Consider the following 21,388-nt stretch of genomic DNA (forward strand, 5'->3'; position numbering starts at 1 on the left):
TTTTAGTTTCTTTCAAAAATTTTTTATTTATAAAAATAGTTATTGGACCGAAACAAAAGTACAATCAAGCCCATGAAATAACTACCAATTACTAGGACAATTGCTGCGTTAAGAAACACCCATCCTACGATCAAGTGGAGTGGCGCATAGTAAGCATAATCTCTAATTATTTTTGCGGCTTGGTATTCGTTTCGCCACTTCCAAGCAATAAGACTAGCACTAGCCCAAGCAAAAATAACTAACAAAAGTAGCGCTTGTGTATTGATCTCCAATAAAGGATTCCCTGTTAACAACTCATCGAAGGAGGTTTCGTTCATACTGATCATTCCCCTGTTTCTTATTGAACCCCACTACACTTTGTCCTAAAATGTCGTGTAACGTTTTTTTCGTACCTAGATAGAGGAAGAAAGAACCAGTGAAAAACAACCAACCGATCATTGGTAAAAAGTAGAGCAATTTTGCTACTTCCCTCATTCCTACAGTTAATAAATTACGTTGATTCGTAAAAACAACGAGTTTCGCAAAATGTTTGCCAATCGTTTTCCCCTCAAAACTACTCAAACAAATCATGTTGTAGACCACAAAGAGAAGTTGTGGCAAGACAATCGTTACTCCAGCAGGTACCATTAGGAGATAGCTAAGCATGGTACTTGGTAAAAAAATGATCATGCAATCAATCAAAAATGCTAGCAATCTTAGTAACAGCATATTTGTCCCCCTCTTTTCGAAAACCTTTTCGTTACATCCACATATTACCAGACATCTTTTCTCTATTCAAGCGTTTTCATAAAAAAATAATGTTTATTTTTTCCGATTTCCTAATGGAAAATCGCGTGAATACTAAAACGTTTTAGATTGTCTGTTTTTTTGCAAGCGATTTGGTTGGGAACCAGCTTTACTTGTGATACCATGAAGCAAATACGAAAGAAGGCGATTTCTTGGATTTATGGCTTACAAATGTACAACTTGAGACGAGTTATTTAAAAGAAGGCGATTGGTCTTATGGAACCAAAACAGAAAATACAGCAATCGGGATCAATGATGGAAAAATAGCGGAGATCGTGCCGATGACCGAATGGCAGGCATCAAGCGAAGCGACGATCATTGATGGGGGAAATCAGTTATTGTTGCCAGGATTGATCGAAAAACATTGTCATTTGGACAAAAGTAAATTAGGTACTCCTTGGCGTCCAGTAACGCCGGCAGCTAGCTTGGTGGAACGATTTGAAACTGAGATTCCCCAATTAGATGCCTTGCCGTTATCGATCAAAGAACGCGGACAAGCGCTGATCGATTTAGAACTGCCTCATGGTGCGGTGATGTTCCGCTCACATATTGATATTGAACCAATGACTCAGCTGCGTTATTTTGATGCGATTACCGAATTAGTTGCCGAACAACCTTTTGGCTCGGAGTTGGTCTTATTCCCACAACATGGCTTATTGCGCTCAAATGCTGCTTCTTTGATTGAAGAAGCCTTAGCAACGGGCAAAGCATCTTTTATTGGCGGTGTTGATCCTTATACACTCGATCAAGATTACCAGGCTTCCTTACGGACAACTTTTGAACTTGCTCAAAAAGGACATGTCGGGATTGACCTCCATCTTCACGATCGGCAAGAAGCTGGCAGAGCGACCGTCAAAGAAATGATTCGTTTGACGAAGGAATTCAATATGCAAGGAAATGTGGCGATCAGTCACGCCTTTGGTCTAAATGACTTTGAAGGCACAGAACGCAAAGAAGTCTTTCAAGCCTTAGCAGATTTAGAGATCCACATCATTTCAAGTATTCCCATCAGCCCTGGCACGATTCCACCGCTTAAGGAATTGCAAAGCTATGGCGTTGCTGTTCATATTGGTTGCGACAACGTCTATGATTCTTGGTCTTCTCTAGGAGATGGTTCTTTACAAGAAAAACTGGCCCGCTATTTAGAGATTTTTGCCGTCAAAAGTCAGGAAGACTTGACGCAAGCATTAGGTTTAGTCACGGATGGCAAAGTCCCATTGGATAAAAACGGTGCGCAGCAATGGCCTAAGGTTGGTGATTCGGCTGATTTCTTACTGACACCAGCTACTTGTACGGCAGAATTCGTTGCCCGTAAAGGCTTCGTCAGCAAAAGCTTTTATCACGGAACAGTTGTTTTCACCGCATAAATCTTACCTATATAAAAGGCATCTGCGCTTCTTTTTAGAGGCGCAGATGCCTTTTTTCAGGAATAGTCGTTTGCTAATTGTACATAGTCTTTCAGGTAAATGAATCAACCTGCTGCTTCATAAACTCTTCTATTTCACTTTTTAGTGGCATTCCTGTTTGAGCCCCCAGCTTTTGAACGGACAGACTAGCTCCATTATTCGCCATAGAAACGGCTTCATAAAAATCGGCTTCTTCCCCTAAAGCTGCTGCCAAGATGCCATTAAAGGTATCCCCCGCACCGGTAGTGTCTACAACTGAAACTTTGTTCGATGGAATCGTCACAACTTGTGACTTTTCTACAAATGTTACCCCTTTGCTTCCTCGTGTGACAACGATTCGCGTGGCATATTTTTTTTGCCAATCAGCAATGACCTGCTCAATTTCGTCTTCCAAAATGGCCTCTTTACCGATCAAAGCGGCAAATTCCGTTTCATTTGGTGTCAAAATATCAATATACGGCAGGAGTTCCGGTACGATTTCATTGTAAGGAGCAGGATTCAAAATCGTTAGAACTCCTTTTTTCTTGGCAAGAATCAATGCTTGTTTGATTGTTTCCACAGGAATTTCCAGTTGAGTAAGTAAGATATCCCCTTGTGAAAGTTCACTGATTGTTTGCTGAACGTAGGCTTCATCGATCAGTCCATTCGCACCGGGGACGACAGTGATACAATTATCCTCTGCTAATTTAAAAATACTCGCAATTCCTGTGAACATATTTTTTTCACGGGAAACAGCCGATAAATCGAGAGCTTCTCTGCTGAGGTGCTGAAGAACCTTTTCCCCAAAAGTATCTTCCCCGATTTTCCCTAAAAATTTTGTTGATGCACCGTAACGAGAAGCTGCCACTGCTTGATTTGCTCCTTTGCCCCCGACAAAATAATCAATTTGCTCCCCAATGATCGTTTCGCCGATCCTCGGCATTCGTGTTGTCGTGATCACGATATCCATGTTCACACTACCTAAAATCGTTATCTTACTCAAAAAATCACCTATTTCTCTTGAATATATAAAAAGGACCAAAGGCTTCCCGACCCTCAATGGTCGTTTCACCAACCTTTAAAAACCCTGTTTTTACAAATAATCGCTGCATGGGCAGATTGGTATGATTTGTGATTGAAAGAAGTGTTTCCCCTTCATCACACTGTTGTTCCAAACAGCTTCTGATCCACTGGCGGCCAAAGCCTTGCCCCGCTTGAGATGGTCTCGCAACGAGTCGCTGAATCGTTCTTATCCCATGATATTCTTTGCTACAATTTGACAATGAGTCAACTGACAAAACACCGACACTTACAATGTTTTTATTTTCATCCTTCAACACCAACAGTTCCTTTTTCTCGATATCCTTCGCTAAGATTTCTAGGGAGGGATAAGTATCAGTCCACTGGTAGATTTTCCTTCTATTCATCTGCTGCTTTGCTTCGATGAACAGTTGAAAAATCTCTGCTAATTCTTGCCGTGACGCCCTTTGTAGTTCATTCATGACTCTAGTAAGGGAGCAATACCAACGACAAAATGACCACTGCTATAATCCCAACGATCGTTGGAACGCTGGTTCGTTTCAGTAACCGAACAGGGCTGACGTCGATTGAAGAAGACACAATCATAATTACAGCGGCAACTGGTGAGATCGTTCTGCCAAGATTGGCGATCATCTGCATTGGCAAGGCGATCAAAATCCCGTCAATTCCCGCTTTAGCGGCAATATCGGGAATCAGTTCAATCACAGCGTAAAACATCGCCAATCCTCCGCCACTCAAAATACCGAACAATGCGGTTGCGCCGCTGAATATCAATGCCGTTAACACGCCAGCAGATTGAGAATTTTCTACCGCACTCATTAGTGAATCAATCACTCCTAAGCTTTGGATAGCTGTGGTAAATAATGATCCACCCACAACCAACATGACTACTTGACTAAACCCTTGTCCCATTCCTTTGAATAGTTCCACTGCACTTTCTTGCGCGATTTTGAAAGATTTCTTTCTCAAACATTCAATCAGTAATGCGACAAAAAAGGAAATCATCGTTAGGACGAAAATATCCATTGTTACACCTTCTTTGAATATACCGATTATACCAACGATAATGATCAACACCAAAGGAAGGAGTGGTAAAATTGCATAAAATCCAGGAACAGCCGTTTCTTCTGACTTACTTTCAATTTCTTTTAGTTCTACAAAGGCATCTTTGCCTTCTTTTTTATCACAATACGTTTGCCAAAAGTAATGAACAATGGCCATGATCAGCAATGTTGGGATGGAAATTTTCGCATGGTACAGAACATAAGTTAAGATGTTGTAATTCAATGTCTGAGCCGCAATCACATTATCCGCACCTAATGGCGTCGGCATGATCGTGGCAGTCATTGCGATAACACCGGCTGCTGTTAAGGAAGAGATACCAATCCCTTGAAGCAGTGGATAAAGGATTGCCATCAAAATTATTGCCAAACTAGATGCACTTGGGACGACTAACGACATCAAATTCCCTAATAAGAAAACGATCGGAATAAATAATGCCTTAGACTTGATTTTGGTCATTGGCTGAACCAGGATATTGACAGCTTTTTGATTGGCACCAATGAGATTCATATAACCTGAATATCCGAATAAGATCATGATCACTAGACCAGCAGAACTTACTTGAGAGATGATCGTATCTTTAAGCTTTAAAAAAATATCGAATAAGGCCAAGCCAGTCCCTTCGCCTTCTGGGTAAAGCGGATTTCCTAAAGCAACGGATGCACAAAGCAAGACAAGTGCCCCAATAATCAAAATCAATGCTGGATTATAACTCTTAATAATAAAATATCCGACGATCCCCAAAACAACGAGTACTAAAATCGCTTCTATCATTTCTTTCCCCTCCTATTTACACTTGCTGATTGCCTGTAAAAACCATTCTTTAAAGAGCGCTTCATCGATATCGACACAAACACGGCAATTGTTTTTCTGCTTCAGACGATTGTTGAGATCGACAATTGTCGCACCTGCTGTGTAGGCTCCTTGTGTTTCGATCGCAACAAAAGTCTCTTGAACAGTGAACATCTCTGGACACAAAAGATAAGCGATCGCGCAACTGTCATACATTTTCAGCCCCGTGCCAAAACTGCCACCACGATATTTTTTGAATAATTGAACCATCATATCTCCGGTTTGATTCATTTCTTTGATTTTTGCGCTGTCTTCTGGGTAAACAAGCGCTTTGGCGCCCACATCTAATGGTGCTACAGAAAGTGGTAAGCCGCTCTCAAAAACAATCGTTGCAGCCTCGGGGTCAATCGCAATATTGAACTCTGACAATACACCAAAGTTTCCTCTACCTAAGGCTCCGCCCATTAAAACGATCTCATCGATTTTTTCTTTGACTTCTGGATAAATCTTAAGCAAAAGAGCAATATTCGTTAGAGGACCTAATGCGACAATTGTGATTTTTTCTTTATTCTTTTTGATCGTTTGATACATCGCTTCCACAGCTGAAGTTTCCAGCAGCAATGAACGATCTGGTTCTGGAAATGAATAGCCGGCCATTCCTGTGACCCCATGAACATCGCTGGCATCTTTGACTGCTCGCGTTAGTGGCTGAGATGCACCTTGTGCTGCTGGAATCGACAAATTCCAAAAGGAAAGCAGTTTCAGTAAATTATTGGTGACATGTTCAATACCGACATTTCCGGCCACTGTCGTGATCAACTTGACCTCCAAGACTTCACTAAATAGAGCAATTCCCAACGCAACTGCATCATCGATCCCCGGATCCGTATCAATAATGACTTCTTTTTTTGACATACGTATTCTCCTCTCACCTTTGATAAAACGTTTTATCATTTTTCTAAAAAAAGCGAACATCTGATAAAGCGTTTTATCTAATGTTCACACAAAGAATAACATCGTTTTAAAGCGCTGTCAATAGTAAAAAAAGAGTTTCGCTAGGAAACTCTTTCAGTCACACTGTTCTTTTTTATCAATCTAGGTGTCAATTGGACGTAACGTGGCTTCTGTCCGCTGATTGCATTCATCAAGGCAAGAACCGTTTTTTCACCTAAATCATTTACATCTTGTTCCACAGACGTTAGAGATACTTCTAAAAGATCATTCAAAACAAGATTGTCGTATCCTACGATCGAAACATCCTCTGGAACCTTGATTCCTAGTTCTTTGGCACGCTTCATAATTCCCAATGCAATCAAGTCGTTGCCAGCAACAATGCCGGTTACATCTCGGTTTTTTAAGAGAATGTCTGCTTTTTCATAGGCGTCTTCAAATTGGAACTTTGTTACCACATGCCAACTGTCTTTTCGTTGGAGATTGAATTCCTTCAGCGCATCTAAATAGCCTTGGTATCGATACACACAATTGATATTTTTATCAGGGTTCATCATCGTGCCGATCTTTTTGTGTCCTTTTTTTATTAGCTCACTGGTAGCAATATATCCCCCATGCCGATTATTATAAAAGACTTGATCGACCTCAAAGTTATCTATTCCTCTATCAACCAAAACGATTGGAACCGAAAGATTCTTCAATCGTTCTTTGGTTTGTACCTCATCCGCGTAGGATTCGGTTGAAAGGGCGATGATCAACGCATCAACGTTGCGGTCAATCAGGAGCTGAATCAATTCCTTCTCAACGTCAACTTTATCATCTGAGTTGACCAAAATCAGCAGATACCCCTGTTTTCGCAGCAAATCTTCTAAGACCTTGGCCAAGTTGGCAAAAAAAGGATTGTTGATATCTGGGATGATCAGTCCGATCGTATTGGTTTTTTTCAAAACCAGGCTTTTAGCCGCAGCATTCGGCGTATAATTATTTTCTGCCGCCAAGCGCTTGATTTGCTGTTTTTTTTCTTCTGTGATCCGAATCGGTTTGTCATTTAACACTTGAGAAACGGCTGCGATCGATACACCTACTTCTTTTGCAATGTCTTTTAATCTGACTTTCACTGAATACCCCTTTCGCTTTCCTAATTTTGTAAATGAACCAAGCACTCAATCTTATGTTTTCAGTAAATCCTTTTTATACTGCTGAAAAAACGGATTTGAGAATTCGACAAAGATGATTGATTAAAGATTATACTGTTTTTTGCATTCCTCTTAGATGTTCCACTTCACCCAATCAGCAAACAATTCTGGCCAACGGACAACCGATGCTTCGATCCCGTGTTGATTGCCGTTGGCGGTTTCCGGTGTTCCTAAACTTAGTCCATGACCACCGCGAGGGAAAATGTGCAGCTCATAAGGTATATTAAATTTGCGCAGCTGTTCGGCAAAAAGGAGGCTGTTTTCCGCCAAGACTAATCCATCTTCTAACGTATGCCAAAGAAACGTCGGCGGTGTCTGTTCATTGACTAAAGTCTCTAAAGACAAGGCGGCTTTTTCTGTTTCATAGCGATCTGCTAATAATGAACGGAAGGAATCTTGGTGTCCAAGTTCACCACTAGATAAGACCGGATAACTCAACAGTAACCCGTTAGGTCGCCATTCTTCATTGGCTCCTTGTAAAGCCTCTGCTAGAAAAGGTTGCTGCCAAGACACACCCAGATTAGCAGCTAAGTGACCACCAGCTGAAAAACCGGCAACAATGATTCTTTCAGGATCGACGTGCCAGACCTCATGATTGGTGCGCACAAGACGAACGGCAGCCGCCAATTCCTTTAAGGCTAACGGATAGACAGCCGGTTTGATACTATAATGCAACACAAAGGCTTGGAAACCAAAGCTCATCATTTTGATGGCGATGGGTTCCGCTTCACGATCCGACAACATTTCATAGCCGCCGCCAGGACAGATGATGACCGCCGGTCGGACACGATCTGGTTCCATTTCAGGAGAATTTTCGACGACATAGGTAGTTAAACTGGCTTGGCTTTCTGGTAAAAGTGCGGTTATTTTTTCATGTATCACGGATTGCGCCTCATTTCATTGTAATTTTATAGACAATTGGTTGGTCGGTTTCAATTGGTTCAAAAGTTAGTTGCAAGCCTTCATCGGTCACTTGCCAATCAACAGAATGTTCTTCGTATCCTAGAATCGTCACGGTTTGGATGATGCCGTGAAATTCTGGCAAATTTTGATCTTTAGACTGGGTCAGTGCTTGGATCCTTGCGTGTCCATTCTCAGGACTTGCCATGCCAATAGCATACAACGAATCCCCCTGAACCGTAAAGCGGAAATCCTGGCTCGTGTATGTCGTCGCCTGTGCCTCTTGAAATTGTCCTGAGACAACGGTCGTGGGTCCTTCACCGGCTTTGCGCCATGGTTTCGCTTCATAAATGGCTTCACCGTTTACATCCAGCCACGCACCGATTTCTTTTAAGATCGTTTGATCTTTTTCTGGGATCGAACCATCCCCTTTCGGCCCGATATTCAAAAGAAGATTGCCATTTTTACTGACGACTTCGATCAAATCCTGTAAAATCTCACGTGTTGTTTTGTAATCCAACGTTGTGGTATAACACCATGAATTACGAGCGATCGCTGTATCTGTTTGCCAGTAAAAAGGTTGTGGTTCGGCAAATTTTCCCCGTTCGATCTCCACAATACCACTGCCAAACATCATGGCATCATGTTTGTAACAGATACCAACTTGTTTGCCCCATTCAGACCCACGATTGTAATAGTAAGCAGCGAAAAGTTGCAGGTGCTCCTTGAAGGCTTCGTGTTGGATCCACCAATCAAAATAGAGCAGCTCTGGTTGATAGTTATCGACGAGTTCACAGGTTCGCAGTAGCCAATCATCTAAAAACTCTTTTGATGGATATGGCTCGCTATACAAATCTTGATTATCAGGTTCTGGCATAGCAGGCCAATAAAAGTCGCCTTTTTCTAACGGTTCCTTGATGTCGCTGTCGAATTCCTTACCGTGTCCCATAAAAAACCAATGTTCGGCACGATGAGATGATGTACAAAAATGCAGGCCTTGTTCCTCAGCTGCTTCTTTTAATTCCGCAAGAATATCTTTTTTCGGTCCCATAACTGCCGCATTCCATTCAGACAGCTCGCTTTTGTACATCTGAAACCCATCGTGATGTTCTGCAACGGGAAAAAGATAATTGGCACCGGCTTGTTTGATCAGTCGAATCCACTCATTTGCATCGAATTTTTCTGCAGTAAACATGGGAATAAAGTCTTTGTAGCCAAAGTTTTTTTGTGGACCGTAGGTGTTGATATGGTGATCGTATTCCGGATGGTCTTTGATGTACATATTTCTGGAGTACCACTCGTTATTAAATGCAGGAACACTATACAATCCCCAATGAATGAAGACCCCGAATTTTGCTTTGGGGAACCATTCTGGTAGAACAAAAGCACCCAATGACTGCCAATTTGGGAAAAAGGGACCTTGGTGCGCGACTTGGCGGATCGTTTCTACTGTGATCATGGTTTTTCCTCCAAAATACCGACTGTTTCCAGCCATGTTTTTGCAATCAACACATGTCCTGCAGTCGACGGATGCACACGATCACTGCTTAAGACATAGGATGACTGATAAAGCAAAAAATCATCAAACTTTTCCTGCGTATCTCCTAAAAGGATACCATACTCTTGCGCTACTTTAGCAAGCACGTGTTGGTAGTTGGTAAGCATTTTTCTTAGTGGATCTTCTTTGTTGGCTTCAACCATAAATGGGGTCAAGAGAATCATTCCCTTGACACTCGGTAATGTCTGAGCGATCAAATCACGCAACTCTGATTCAAATCTTTCAATCCCCACCAATTCCGTTTGAGTAAATGTGCCATCAAAATGCCGCCACACATCATTTACACCGATCATGATCGTTACCCAATCTGGTTGAAATGCTAATACATCATCATTCCAACGCTTCTTCAAATCGACGACTGTATCTCCACTGATGCCTCGGTTAACGATCATTAATTCCATTTGTGGGAGTAATGCTGTGGTATAGGCGTTGATCAGATGAACATAGCCGTCCCCCCATGACGACCATCCCGCAGGTATCGCTTGATAATTTCGATTACTATCTGTGATCGAATCCCCCATAAAAAGCAGACGATCTTTTTTATCCACTATCATTGTTTTCCTCCTTAAAGAAAGAAGACTGATCCGCTGGTGCTGGATCAATCTTCTTAAGTGATTGCTTAACCAAACGCTGTTTACTCACTTTTGTCAAGGAACCATTGACCAACCATTTTTATGATTCTTTGTTTTTGATTAGTCCCCAAATTCTTTTGCTACTTCTACCCGTTTTTCGTTTTGATCTTTCGCATTATTCATGTCAAATTCTAGCACTGTTTGATAGCCTAAGCCGTCTGCTGTTTCTTGCATTTCTTTTAGCAATTGGTCAAATTCTGCTTCATCTTTGGCAAAAACCATTCGCCAAGAGTACTCGATGATCGTCGCTTTGGCTTGATTCCGCAACGTAGAGATCTCTGAACTATCTTCTGGCGCTACATAGCTGGCACCAGGGGCAACTAACAATTGGTCGTTCTCCTCTAAATAGCCAATGGTCGATTCTGCACCACCCATATTTTTTGACCAATCTTCTTTTACAGGATCGGTTGTTTCATTTTGATAGCTTTCCCACATTGTGTAAGCATATGGGAAGCCGGTATCAGGATTAATATCGATCGGTAATACCGTATTGACGTTTAGTGCGGATACACCATCTTTGTAACTTCCGCCACCATATTCTTCTGGCACATCCCCATCGCCATCTAGCAACGCTTGTTTTCCGAACTCAGTTAAGACAGGCTCGCCATCTTTCATTTCCCAAGTTAAGCCTTCAGGGCCACTACTACCGCTTGTTTGAGAAGAATTTGCTAACACGCCTTCTGAAGAGTAGAGCCAGTCAATAAAGGCTGCGATTCGCTCTGGGTCTTCGGCATTTGAACCGATCCCGATAAATTGTTTGCCACCGTAAACTTCCGCACCATAAGAGAAGATTTTTTGGTCTTGAATCGGTGCCAACATAAAGCCTTTTCCTTCAGTCAAGTTCGTGGTCGTATTAAAGGCCGCTTGACCTAACCAAGGCCACCATGAGAATAAGACTTGTCCTTCTTGGAATTTGGCAAAAAGTGTATCGTAATTTTGCGTCGTTGATTCTGGATCCACTAAGCCCATTTGATTGGCTTGGAAATAAAACTTAAGTGCGCGAATATATTCAGAATCACTATCGAGAATGCTTTGATAATCAGAACCATCCGCTTTTGCCAAGACAAATCCTGATTCATCGTACCCATAATAGGTGACCAGCTGTTTGCCTGCATTCATCATGTTGCCGTCCCAATCGCTGAATAGAGAAAACCCATAAACTTTTTTCCCAGAATCTGTTGTTGGATTGTCTTCTTGCATTTTTTGAATCACAGGAAGTAGGTCTTCCAATGTACCGATTTCTGGATATCCTTGCTCCCCATAAAGATCCCACCGCACATAAGCACCAAATGTAGGATCTAATCCTTCTGAAGGATCGGTGGCTTTTAATGTAGAAACGGAAGTTGGAAAGCCATATAGACCATCGGCATCTTTGTTTAGATTTTGAACAGCCGCATCAAAGCGCTGAACATTTTCCATAGTTTCATAATACTCGCTCGCATCGGTCAACAAGCCAGCTTCAACCAATTCGTTGTATTGTTGGCCATTATCAACAATGATCAAATCGCCCAAATCACCTGCTGCCGTCCTCGTTTGATAAAGAGTGTCTCCGTTTCCAGCAACGTTTGGTGCGATGATGTTCAATTCCATATTGAATTTATCTCGCACGATTTTGGCAAACCAACCTTCTTGCATCCCCATATAGTTGGCTAACCCATTATAGACATCGATCGTGATCGTCTCATCGTAACCACTTTCGCTAGAAGCAGCGTCTGTGTCAGATTCAGCCGCTCCTCCACAGCCGGCTAAACTACCTAGCAATGTCATGCCTAACAAACCTGTTGTTACATATTTCGACATTTTTTTCATTTTCTTCCCTCTTTCTTTTTATTAACCTTTCACCGCACCCAACATAATTCCTTTGACAAAATATTTCTGGAATAGCGGATAAATGAACATGATTGGTAAAACAACAATGACTGAAACGGTCATGCGAATCGAAGTCGGCGTCTGCGTTGTCGCTGCTGAAGCGATGCTGGAAAGTGATCCCGATGTATTTTTGACCATTTGTGCCAACGAATTGGCTTGATTGATATACGTATAAAGAAGGTATTGCAAGGAGTAGAGACTTTGATCCGTAATGTAAATCAGTGTATCTTGGAAAGAATTCCATTGACCAACTGCCGAGAAGATCGCAACTGTTGCTAAAATCGGCGTACAGTTGGGTAAAATTACCCGAAAGAATACTTGAATGATGCCAGCTCCATCCATTTCAGCTGCTTCTTGCAACGATTTGGGGATTGACTCAATATAGGTTTTCACTAAGATGATGTTAAAAGGCTGAACGACAGCCGGCAAAATATAGACCCAAAAATTATTCGTTAAACCTAATGTCTTCATGGTGATGAATAATGGAATCAGCCCTGCATTGAAATACATTGTAATCACGACAAAGCGATACCAAAATTTTCGTTTCCACATTTTTTCTTGGGTAAACATAAAGCCTAAGAAGGCTGAAGCTAAGACGGTTGCTGCTGTTCCGATCACCGTTCTAGCCACCGAAACGGTTGCGGCTAATGGCAACCCTTTTAGTTGTAACACTTGACTGTAGTTTTCAAAATGGATCTCTTGTGGAAAAAAGCGAATTTGTCCTAACGCACTCAACTCATTATTACTGATTGAATTAATAATCAAGTAATAAAAAGGATACGCGCAAATCAACGTAATCAGAAAGAAAAAGGTATAATTGAGGATACTAAACGTCAGGTTTTCACGTTTGGGTACTTTTTTCGCCTTTTTCTTTTCACTAATCGATAGTTCCATAGATATCCTCCTCTCCTAAATAATGGAAGTCCCCCGAATTTTTTTCGAAGCAATATTGACGATGGCCAACAAGGCAACAGAAATGACACTTTTTAGCATACTGATCGCGGTAGCCAGAGATAGACTATTTCCGCCCATCCCCAAATTGTAGACATACAAATCGAGGACTTGGATCGTATTTCGATTGAATGCATTTTGGAAAACAAAGTACTGATCCATCCCGTTGTTCAGCAAGTTGGCGATAGACAGCATCAGCATCACAAGGAACGTCGGCATCAAGGCAGGTAGTGTGATATGACGCATCAGATGGAAACGATTCGCCCCATCGATTCGTGCCGATTCATACAATTCGGGGTCAATTCCTGAAATGCCTGCCAGATACATGATGGCACCCCAGCCCAAGCCTTTCCAAATATTCCAAAGACACATCATCAGCCATGTATGATTGCCGCTATCCAAAAATTTGACTGGATCGGTAACGAAGCCCCATTCTTGCAGCAACGTGTTTACCAGCCCTGTTGAAGAAAACAAGCTAAAGGCGATCGTATACACCAAAACCCAACTGATAAAATTTGGCAGCGTGGTCAGCGTTTGGACCAAGTTTTTAAACCATTTGCACTTGATTTCGTTCAGTAAAATGGCGAAGCCTACTGGTAGGATCGAAGTAGCGATCCCTAAAAAACTCATGGCAAAGGTGTTTTTCATTACTTGTACGATCTGATCCACTTGTGTTGGACTAGAGACAAGAAGTCGAAACCATTTGAAGCCTACAAACTCGCTGCGCGCTAAACCTAATGCTGGTTTGTAATCATAAAGTGAATAAATCCATCCGTGCAAAGGAAAATAAGAGAACAAAAACACGAGAATCAGGAAGGGAACGATACATAAAAACAAAATCTTCCCTTCTCGTGTCACCCGCTTATTTTTTCTTGGGACACTGCTTAATTTACTTTCCATTTTCCTCCCCCTTTTTTGTAACCGCTTTTACATTTTTAATACTAGCACCTGAAATCTTATTTGCCACCTGTTAAAAATAGAGGTCAATCCGTACATTTTAGACTTTATTTTTCTTTTATTTATAAAGAATGCTGATATATCAAGGTTTCAGATAAAAGACACCTAAATGGTAAGGCTTTCAATATTTGTTTTTTGCGAGTACTATAGGAATATATCAATTTTGGAGGGATAAAAATGAAGTACAATCCTGATGGTCAACTGTACAAAATAACCACCGTTTTTTCACAATTCACATTGTTAAATTTACTATATATCGTTAGCTGTTTGCCAATTATTACGATTGGAGCTGCGACAGCTGCCCTTTATGAAGTGACGATTCGTTATGCGGATGAAGAGCGTGGTGAATTGATCATGGGCTATGTCCGAGCGCTACGAGCAAACTTCATGAAAGCAACCGGTAGTTTTCTCCTTCTTGGGTTGCCTATGGTAGCACTACTGTATAGTAGCTTGTTTTGGTTTTCCTCAAAAACCATTCTTGCCAGTATTTTTGCCTTCGTTCTAATAGTTACAGCTATTTATCTGTTTATTGTGTTAGTCTATTGCCTCGCGTTAATTGGACATTATGAAAACAGCTTTAGGCAAACATTAAAAAACGCGTTTCTGTTACCGATCGCGGACCCTATCCGTTCGTTAGCCCTCGCGCTTATTCCTATCGCTGCGTTTTGTTTTGTTGTTTTATTTCCGTTGTTTAAATTCCTCTTGTTGATTTTTGGTTTTTCTTTTGTTATTTATTGTAGCTCGTTCCTGTTGCTTTCTATCTTTCGTAATCAACAAGCATGAAAAGAATCAGTCATCTCTCACTTTTTCGTCGTCTGAGTCAGTTTTCCATTCGGCGACAATTGTTCATTCTTTATCTACCTGTTGTTTTTTTATCCACAGTGACTATTGGTCTCTTATTGGTCTACGATTCAACCAAACAGCTGACAGGCAATTACCAACACTTGGCTGAGTTAAATGCTCAGCGTGTCAAATCTGTTCTTTTTGATACAACAAACACGCTGACCAACACGGCGAGTTCCTTATCAAACGATACTCATCTACGTCAGCTTTTAACTGCCAATTACCTTGACGACCAAGAAGCGATCGTGGACATCAATAGCTATGATCAGCTAGATGAGATCAGAAATCTTCAAACCTCGATTGCGAAATTAACCATCTATACGACGAATCAAACCATTCCGAACTATAAATATTTTCAACAGGCAGATGACACGATTCAAGCGACCGCCTGGTACCAAAGAGCTCTCAAGCAACCCGATGCTTTTTTGATGACGATGCCAGAGGATTACAAAGCAAATCGTTTGAGTCTTTATAAAACGTTGCCTTTGCCTTTATCAAAAGAAACTGCCGTTTTGGAGATCCAAGTCGATTACAATTATCTCAGTAACCGACTTCGTAATTCATCCTATGAATTGGAATTACAGTTAAATGATGATGTCATCTTTTATAGCGACAAAATCAATCAAGTTGGGGAACCGGGACAGCTGACAGCTCTTTCTGAGCCGCAAACGAGTGCTGCCTTTTTAAAAAATGATGGTACCAAGGTGATGCTGACCAAAAGCACCTTACCCATGAGTAACAAAGAAGACATCATCACGATTTATAGTGCGGATACCAATGCCTATCGCAATCTACGCGCCAATCTGATCCGGTGGAGCACGATCGTTTTGGTGATTTTGATCACTACTTTCATCATCGTCTTTCTCTTTGCTCGATTCTTTACCAAACGAATTTCTCAACTGCAGCAGGCGGTCTACTTTGCCTCGATCGAGGATTATGATTTCTTTCAAAATATTAGCGGCGAAGACGAGATTTCACAGATCTCTCTTGATTTCCACAAGATCATTCAACGAATCAAGAAAAAAGAAGAAGAGATCTACCGTTCACGTTTGGCACAGCAAGAGCTGTTGACTCAGCAGCAGCAAATGGAATTTAATATCTTAGCGGGGCAGATCAATCCCCACTTCTTGTTCAATACATTAGAAACGATTCGTATGATGGCGCTGACTTCCGGCAATTCTGACGTCGTTTATGCCATCAAATTACTGGCAAAATCGATGCGCTATACGCTAGAAGCCCACGGAACCAAGCGAACGAGTTTAGAAGAGTCCTTAGATGCCGTTCACGTATATGTCAAGATCCAGCGGATGCGCTTTGGCGATCGAGTCAACTTTTCCTATTCAGTCTCCAATGAGATCGACCAAAAAGAGGTCCAAATATTGCCCCTCCTGATTCAACCATTGGTGGAAAACGCCATCTCCCATGGCTTGGAAGGCATCACCTATCCAGGATTTGTCCGTTTGACGATCACCAAAGACGGCCATGATCTGGTGATCGTGGTACAAGACAACGGCAGCGGGATACCGCCAGAAAAACTCGAACACTTGCAGCAAAAAATCAAGACGCCCTCCACCCATGCCAAAAAGAACATTGGGCTAGCCAATGTCAATCATCGGGTCAAAATGTTTTATGGACCTGAATACGGCTTAACGATCGAGAGTGTGTTGGGCAGCGGCACACAAGTCACCTTGCGGATCCACGATCTAAGCCAAGATTCATTTTCTCCTCGCTAAAACAGTAAAGCCCCCCTTCGATTTCTGAAACAGAAATCGAAGGGGGGCTTTTGATTGATTAGAAATCCCGCACACGAACGGTTTGTTGTGGTGAAGAAGCACTGGCGTAACAGCCCACCATGATTCCAGTAAAGACACCACCGACCTCAGTGGTCAGATATTTTGTTTCTCCACTGCCTAAAGGCTGTGCTTGTCCTTGTTCATCAAGAACAGAAAAACGATAGGTTTCATTATCGGCGCTCAGCCGAAAGGTGACCGTATCCGCTGCATAAGACAGTTTCTTTTCCACTTTCCATAAGGAACCGATTTGTCGGCGGAAAACCAGCTGCTGACTGGTTGCTGTTTTTTCCAGGTATCCCTCATAGTGATGGGTGGCATTTAAGAAAACCGTCAATCCCACTTGTCCATCCGTTAGTTGCCGACAATCAAAGGTTGCCTGAAATTGTTGCTCAAAGGCGGTTTGTCGTTGGAACACAGCCGCGAGTTTGCCTTGATCAGACAGACCCGTCTGATTAGGATGCAGCAAGAAGCCATGTGGCTCTTCTTCAATCAATGTTGGGTCCCATTCGAATAAAGTCACGTAATCAGGCTTGCTGCTCTCCTTTCGTGTTTCCTTTGATGCTGCCGCTGTGTCTACCTGAATGGTTTCTGGCAAATGACCTTTTTCGCCAAACACCGGCCATGAGTTTGACCAGTCTACTGACAGCAAACATGTTTCCCGCCCTAACAAATGCCTCAAAGGATAGCTGATGGGGCGTACTGCTAGACAGACTGCCCACCAGTTGCCTTTAGTATCTTGCACGAGATCCGCATGCCCTGCGGCTTGCAGTGGCAAATTCGTACTGCGATTGGTCATCACTGGATTGTTGGGGCATGCTTCGTAGGGTCCCGTCAAGGAACGGCTGCGGGCCATGGTCAGCATATGCCCATAGGACGTTCCGCCTTCGGAGATCAACAGGTAGTAATAGCCGTCTTTTTTATACAAGTGGGGGCCTTCTGGATCAGCCGCTCCGCTGCCCGTCCAAATGTTTTGGCGCGGGCCTAGTTCTCCAGAAACCAAATCGATCGTCCGCAGATAGATCTCCTTATGGGTGCCTAAGTAATAGGTCTGTCCATCGTCATCTGCGAAAATCGTCGGGTCGATCCCAGGAGTGTCCAGCCAAATCGGGGCAGACCATTCACCGGCGATGTCATCTGTCCAGATCAGAAAGTTGCCTTCTCTTCCTTCGTTTGCCCCAACGTTGGTACAAACGAGGTAAAAGCGGTCCTTGATAAAACGCAAGGTTGGGGCATACAGACCAAAAGCATTGGGATTTTCCGTCGATAACTGCAGCTGCTCAGGTCGCGAAAGTCCATGACCAATCAGCTGCCAGTCTGCCAAGTTTTTACTGTGATAAATTGGTAATCCAGGAAAATATTCAAAAGTACTCGTCACCAGATAAAAGTCTTCACCGACACGGCAAATACTGGGATCTGGATGAAATCCAGGTAAAATTGGATTCGTGATGGTTCGCATCGGCATCTAGAACTCCTTTATCGTGGTTTGGTCAGCCGTCAGCTTATGGCTCGTTTTTCCAGCAGTCGTGTGAATCTGCAAGGATGCTTGCTGGATCCCTGTCAGCTTGACGATCAGTTCTTGATCGACTCTTTCAACAGCCACCTCGCCAATCCACTCACCGTGGTGATCATAGATAGCCGCAGCGGTCTTGTCTTGCGGATCAAAGAGATGGATCGTTGGATGTTCGGCATAGTCATAGACTGCTTTGGTTTGTTCATGGCCTTCGATAATCAGTTGATTTGGTCGGACTAACAGTGGCAAGTGGAAATAATCATAGGTTTCTTGGTACCAACGTCCGCCCTCGTAAGCTTTGCCAGATAAATAGTCGATCCAATGCCCCTTCGTTTTCGGTACGTAAAAGGAGACCGTTCCTTGATCATTAAAAATGGGCGCAACTAAAAGGTGTTCCCCCAGCATGTATTGGCGATCCAAATGATGGGTCATCTCGTCTTCAGGAAACTCTAAGACCATCGCCCGCATCATCGGAATCCCCGTTTGGGCGGTTAGCACCGATTGAGCTTGCAAGTAAGGCATCAAGGACAATTTTAACTTGGTAAAGGCTTTGGCTACCGCCACGGCTTCGTCGTCATAAACCCAAGGCACTTTGTATTCCCAGCTGCCATGGTAACGGCTATGGGAAGACAGCAGACCAAATTGTGTCCAGCGCTTGTAAAGGTCTGGGGTTGAGCCAGCTTCAAACCCTGAGATATCGTGGCTCCAATATCCAAAGCCGCCTAACCCAAAGGACAGACCTGCCCGCAGTGACTCTGCCATTGATGGATAATCTGAGGTACTGTCGCCACCCCAGTGTACAGGCAAGCGTTGCGAACCAACCGAAGCTGCCCGCGCAAAAACGATGGCTTCTTCTGCTCCCTTGACTTCTTTCAGCAAGTCAAAGACGACTTTATTGTATAGGTAGGCGTAATAATTGTGCATTTTTTCTGGATCAGAGCCGTCATAGTACACCGCATCGGTGGGAATCCGTTCACCAAAATCCGTTTTGAAGCAATCCACACCCATGTCTAATAAGGCACGCAGCTTGCTATTGTACCAAGCGACCGCTTCAGGGTTGGTGAAGTCGACGATCGCCAAACCTGCTTGCCATTTGTCCCATTGCCAGACATCTCCATTGGCGCGTTTCAAAAAGTAGCCATTGGCCATCCCTTCGTCAAACAAGGGTGATTTTTGCCCAATGTACGGATTGATCCAGACACAGATTTTCAATCCTTTGGCTTTCAAGCGCTGCAGCATTTTTTCCGGTTCTGGGAAAGTTCGTTCGTCCCACGTGAAGTTGCACCACTCGTATTCCTTCATCCATAAGCAGTCAAAATGAAAGACCTCAAGGGGAATCTCACGTTCTGCCATACCGTCTACAAAAGATGTTACGGTTTGTTCATCATAATCCGTCAAGAACGAGGTACTTAGCCACAACCCAAAGGACCACGCAGGTGGCAGCGACGGTTTCCCCGTCAAATCAGTGTAGCGCTGGATCACTTGTTTTAACTCATCACCGGCGATCACAAAGTACTGCAGCGTTTGTCCTGGATTGCTGAATTGAACACGAGAAACTTTTTCACTCCCCACTTCAAATTGCACCCGGTCGGGTGAATTGACAAAGACGCCATACCCTTTATTACTTACATAAAACGGAATATTTTTGTAAGCTTGCTCCGTACCAGTGCCCCCGTCGGCATTCCAGATATCAACACTTTGGCCGTTCTTCACGAAATTTGTAAAGCGTTCCCCTAAACCATAAATCGTTTCTCCCACATCCAGGGTCAACTGTTCGCTGATATGGGTATTTGCTTGCGGATCAATCACTAAGGCTTTGCTGCGAGGTTTGCTTTGGGTAATCAGCTGTTCTTTGTAATAAAACGAAGCTGTCACATTTTCCTCTTTGCTGATCACGACTTGCAAGTCTCCCGAGCGAAAAACATACGATTGCTCATCTTCTGAAATATCAGGAGTGATCTCTTCTGTCATCAATTCAAAGTTGGGGGCTTTGGCTTGGACCCCTTTATAATTGTAGAGGGTGATCCCAATGATATTGGTTCTAGGGGTAGTAACTTCCATCGTTAACAATCCGCCATCCAGTGTTGCCCCTTTATGCCCGACATAGCTATAAGGCAGATATAAGACCAATTTGTTTTCTTCTTTACGGGCATCGTAGACATGCACCGCAAATTTCACATCAAATCCTTCACGAAATAACCAACCGCCATCTGAAAATTTCATTTTTTTCCTCCTTGTTGGATCAATGTCAACGCCCCTAACAGACCAGAATCATTATAGTAACGACAAGTCTCTATCGGCACTTGGAAATCCGGCCAATGGGGGTTCTCATTGATTGCTTGTTTGATTATAGCTAATAAATCAGGGTTTTGGCTGATGCCGCCGCCGATCAGTATTTTTTCGGGATTCATCGTGACAGCTAGGTTGTAAATCGCAAGTGCGACATAACGTGCCCACTGTTTCAGAATCTCCTGCGTTTCAGGATCACTCGATCGCTGCTGCATGATGGTTTCGCCTAAAATCTCCTCTGATTCAGGAATCGCTTTTGCCCGTCGATAGGCATCAATCAGTCCTCTCGTTGAAGCTAGGTCATGGAGGGTCGCAAAAGAAGATGCTTGAAAATCAGTGATCATCATTCCGAATTCTCCTGCCCGAAACCCATTTCCGCGAATCAACTGGCGCTGATGAACGAGCGCGCCACCAATACCGGTGCCTAATGTGATCATGACAAAATCTTGTACGTCAGTAGCATTGCCGGTCGAGAGTTCTGCTAAAGCAGCACATTTCGCATCATTTTCGATCCAGATCGGATAAGACTTGGTTAAACGCTGCTGTAGCTCTTGTACGACAGCACAGCCGTGTAAAGGAGCCAACGCCCCCGCCATGATCGCTCGGCCATTGACTGAATCAATGAAACCAGGAAAACTCAGCCCGATCCCTTCGATAACATGCGCTTGCTCGACTTCTTGTATTTTGGCAGCTAAGGCAGCAAAAAATTCATCCCGCGTATTACTCGGGGTTTTGATTTTGCCTCGGTCCAGCCATTGATTCTTCTCGGTAAAAACCCCGAATTTGATATAGGTCCCGCCTACATCAAAGCACAGGCGTACATCTGTCATTTCTCCTCCTCCGTTCAAAAAGCGCTTACAGTTTCATCTAAAT

At 43.0% G+C, this 21,388-nt stretch carries 19 protein-coding genes; 3 read left to right on the forward strand and 16 right to left on the reverse strand.

Annotation, left to right across the window (positions count from 1 at the left end):
• Positions 1-23: 23 nt before the first annotated feature.
• Both CXM95_RS14480 and CXM95_RS14485 read right to left on the reverse strand, forming a co-directional pair.
• Positions 24-317: a hypothetical protein gene (locus CXM95_RS14480; protein ID WP_005234082.1), complete on the reverse strand. Its 294-nt coding sequence runs from the start codon at positions 315-317 to the stop codon at positions 24-26.
• Positions 295-708, reverse strand: coding sequence for an RDD family protein (locus CXM95_RS14485; RefSeq protein WP_005234081.1), 414 nt, complete (start codon positions 706-708; stop codon positions 295-297). The genes CXM95_RS14480 and CXM95_RS14485 overlap by 23 nt, the downstream gene beginning before the upstream one ends.
• 230 nt (positions 709-938) lie before the next feature.
• Here CXM95_RS14485 and CXM95_RS14490 point away from each other — a divergent pair, with 230 nt between their 5' ends.
• Positions 939-2,153: an amidohydrolase family protein gene (locus tag CXM95_RS14490; RefSeq protein ID WP_086297984.1), complete on the forward strand. Its 1,215-nt coding sequence runs from the start codon at positions 939-941 to the stop codon at positions 2,151-2,153.
• Between the two features lie 91 nt (positions 2,154-2,244).
• Here the strand turns inward: CXM95_RS14490 and rbsK are convergent, their stop codons facing one another.
• The 11 genes from rbsK to CXM95_RS14545 all read right to left on the reverse strand — a co-directional run bounded on the left by rbsK (position 2,245) and on the right by CXM95_RS14545 (position 14,023).
• Positions 2,245-3,174 carry a ribokinase gene (rbsK, locus tag CXM95_RS14495; RefSeq protein WP_086297986.1) on the reverse strand — a complete coding sequence of 310 codons (930 nt, stop codon included), beginning with the start codon at positions 3,172-3,174 and terminating at the stop codon, positions 2,245-2,247.
• 4 nt (positions 3,175-3,178) lie between these two features.
• Positions 3,179-3,673, reverse strand: a complete 495-nt coding sequence (locus tag CXM95_RS14500) for a GNAT family N-acetyltransferase (protein ID WP_086297989.1) — start codon at positions 3,671-3,673, stop codon at positions 3,179-3,181.
• 4 nt (positions 3,674-3,677) lie between these two features.
• On the reverse strand, positions 3,678-5,048 hold the full coding sequence (gene dcuC / locus CXM95_RS14505; protein WP_005234077.1) for a C4-dicarboxylate transporter DcuC: 1,371 nt from the start codon (positions 5,046-5,048) through the stop codon (positions 3,678-3,680).
• A 12-nt stretch (positions 5,049-5,060) separates the two neighbouring features.
• Positions 5,061-5,981 (reverse strand): ribonucleoside hydrolase RihC, encoded by a 921-nt coding sequence (gene rihC, locus CXM95_RS14510; protein ID WP_081117921.1) that lies wholly within the window; start codon positions 5,979-5,981, stop codon positions 5,061-5,063.
• Positions 5,982-6,121: 140 nt separating this feature from the next.
• Positions 6,122-7,135 carry a LacI family DNA-binding transcriptional regulator gene (locus CXM95_RS14515; RefSeq protein ID WP_008380606.1) on the reverse strand — a complete coding sequence of 338 codons (1,014 nt, stop codon included), beginning with the start codon at positions 7,133-7,135 and terminating at the stop codon, positions 6,122-6,124.
• Positions 7,136-7,285: 150 nt separating this feature from the next.
• A complete protein-coding gene (locus tag CXM95_RS14520; protein ID WP_016621637.1) occupies positions 7,286-8,095 on the reverse strand; it encodes an alpha/beta hydrolase in 810 nt (269 codons plus the stop codon).
• Between the two features lie 10 nt (positions 8,096-8,105).
• Positions 8,106-9,572, reverse strand: a complete 1,467-nt coding sequence (locus CXM95_RS14525) for an alpha-L-fucosidase (protein WP_016621638.1) — start codon at positions 9,570-9,572, stop codon at positions 8,106-8,108.
• Positions 9,569-10,225 (reverse strand): SGNH/GDSL hydrolase family protein, encoded by a 657-nt coding sequence (locus CXM95_RS14530; RefSeq protein WP_086298001.1) that lies wholly within the window; start codon positions 10,223-10,225, stop codon positions 9,569-9,571. The genes CXM95_RS14525 and CXM95_RS14530 overlap by 4 nt, the downstream gene beginning before the upstream one ends.
• Positions 10,226-10,363: 138 nt before the next feature.
• Positions 10,364-12,112: an ABC transporter substrate-binding protein gene (locus CXM95_RS14535; protein ID WP_077452014.1), complete on the reverse strand. Its 1,749-nt coding sequence runs from the start codon at positions 12,110-12,112 to the stop codon at positions 10,364-10,366.
• A 21-nt stretch (positions 12,113-12,133) separates the two neighbouring features.
• Positions 12,134-13,066, reverse strand: coding sequence for a carbohydrate ABC transporter permease (locus CXM95_RS14540; RefSeq protein WP_005234069.1), 933 nt, complete (start codon positions 13,064-13,066; stop codon positions 12,134-12,136).
• 15 nt (positions 13,067-13,081) lie between these two features.
• On the reverse strand, positions 13,082-14,023 hold the full coding sequence (locus tag CXM95_RS14545; RefSeq protein WP_005228459.1) for an ABC transporter permease: 942 nt from the start codon (positions 14,021-14,023) through the stop codon (positions 13,082-13,084).
• Between the two features lie 234 nt (positions 14,024-14,257).
• Here CXM95_RS14545 and CXM95_RS14550 point away from each other — a divergent pair, with 234 nt between their 5' ends.
• Both CXM95_RS14550 and CXM95_RS14555 read left to right on the forward strand, forming a co-directional pair.
• Positions 14,258-14,863 carry a YesL family protein gene (locus CXM95_RS14550; RefSeq protein ID WP_086298004.1) on the forward strand — a complete coding sequence of 202 codons (606 nt, stop codon included), beginning with the start codon at positions 14,258-14,260 and terminating at the stop codon, positions 14,861-14,863.
• Positions 14,860-16,656, forward strand: a complete 1,797-nt coding sequence (locus CXM95_RS14555) for a sensor histidine kinase (RefSeq protein ID WP_086298007.1) — start codon at positions 14,860-14,862, stop codon at positions 16,654-16,656. The genes CXM95_RS14550 and CXM95_RS14555 overlap by 4 nt, the downstream gene beginning before the upstream one ends.
• A gap of 58 nt (positions 16,657-16,714) precedes the next feature.
• Here CXM95_RS14555 and CXM95_RS14560 read toward each other — a convergent pair whose 3' ends face one another.
• From CXM95_RS14560 to CXM95_RS14570, 3 genes are read right to left on the reverse strand one after another with little or no spacing between them, the layout of a single operon-like run.
• A complete protein-coding gene (locus tag CXM95_RS14560; RefSeq protein WP_101699316.1) occupies positions 16,715-18,178 on the reverse strand; it encodes a glycoside hydrolase family 43 protein in 1,464 nt (487 codons plus the stop codon).
• Positions 18,179-20,449, reverse strand: coding sequence for an alpha-xylosidase (yicI, locus tag CXM95_RS14565; RefSeq protein WP_016612766.1), 2,271 nt, complete (start codon positions 20,447-20,449; stop codon positions 18,179-18,181).
• Positions 20,446-21,345, reverse strand: coding sequence for an ROK family protein (locus CXM95_RS14570; RefSeq protein ID WP_101699317.1), 900 nt, complete (start codon positions 21,343-21,345; stop codon positions 20,446-20,448). Before CXM95_RS14570 ends, yicI begins: the two co-directional genes overlap by 4 nt.
• Positions 21,346-21,388: the final 43 nt, after the last annotated feature.

It is taken from the genome of Enterococcus sp. CR-Ec1 (assembly GCF_002850555.1).
GTDB classification, from domain to species: domain Bacteria; phylum Bacillota; class Bacilli; order Lactobacillales; family Enterococcaceae; genus Enterococcus_D; species Enterococcus_D entomosocium.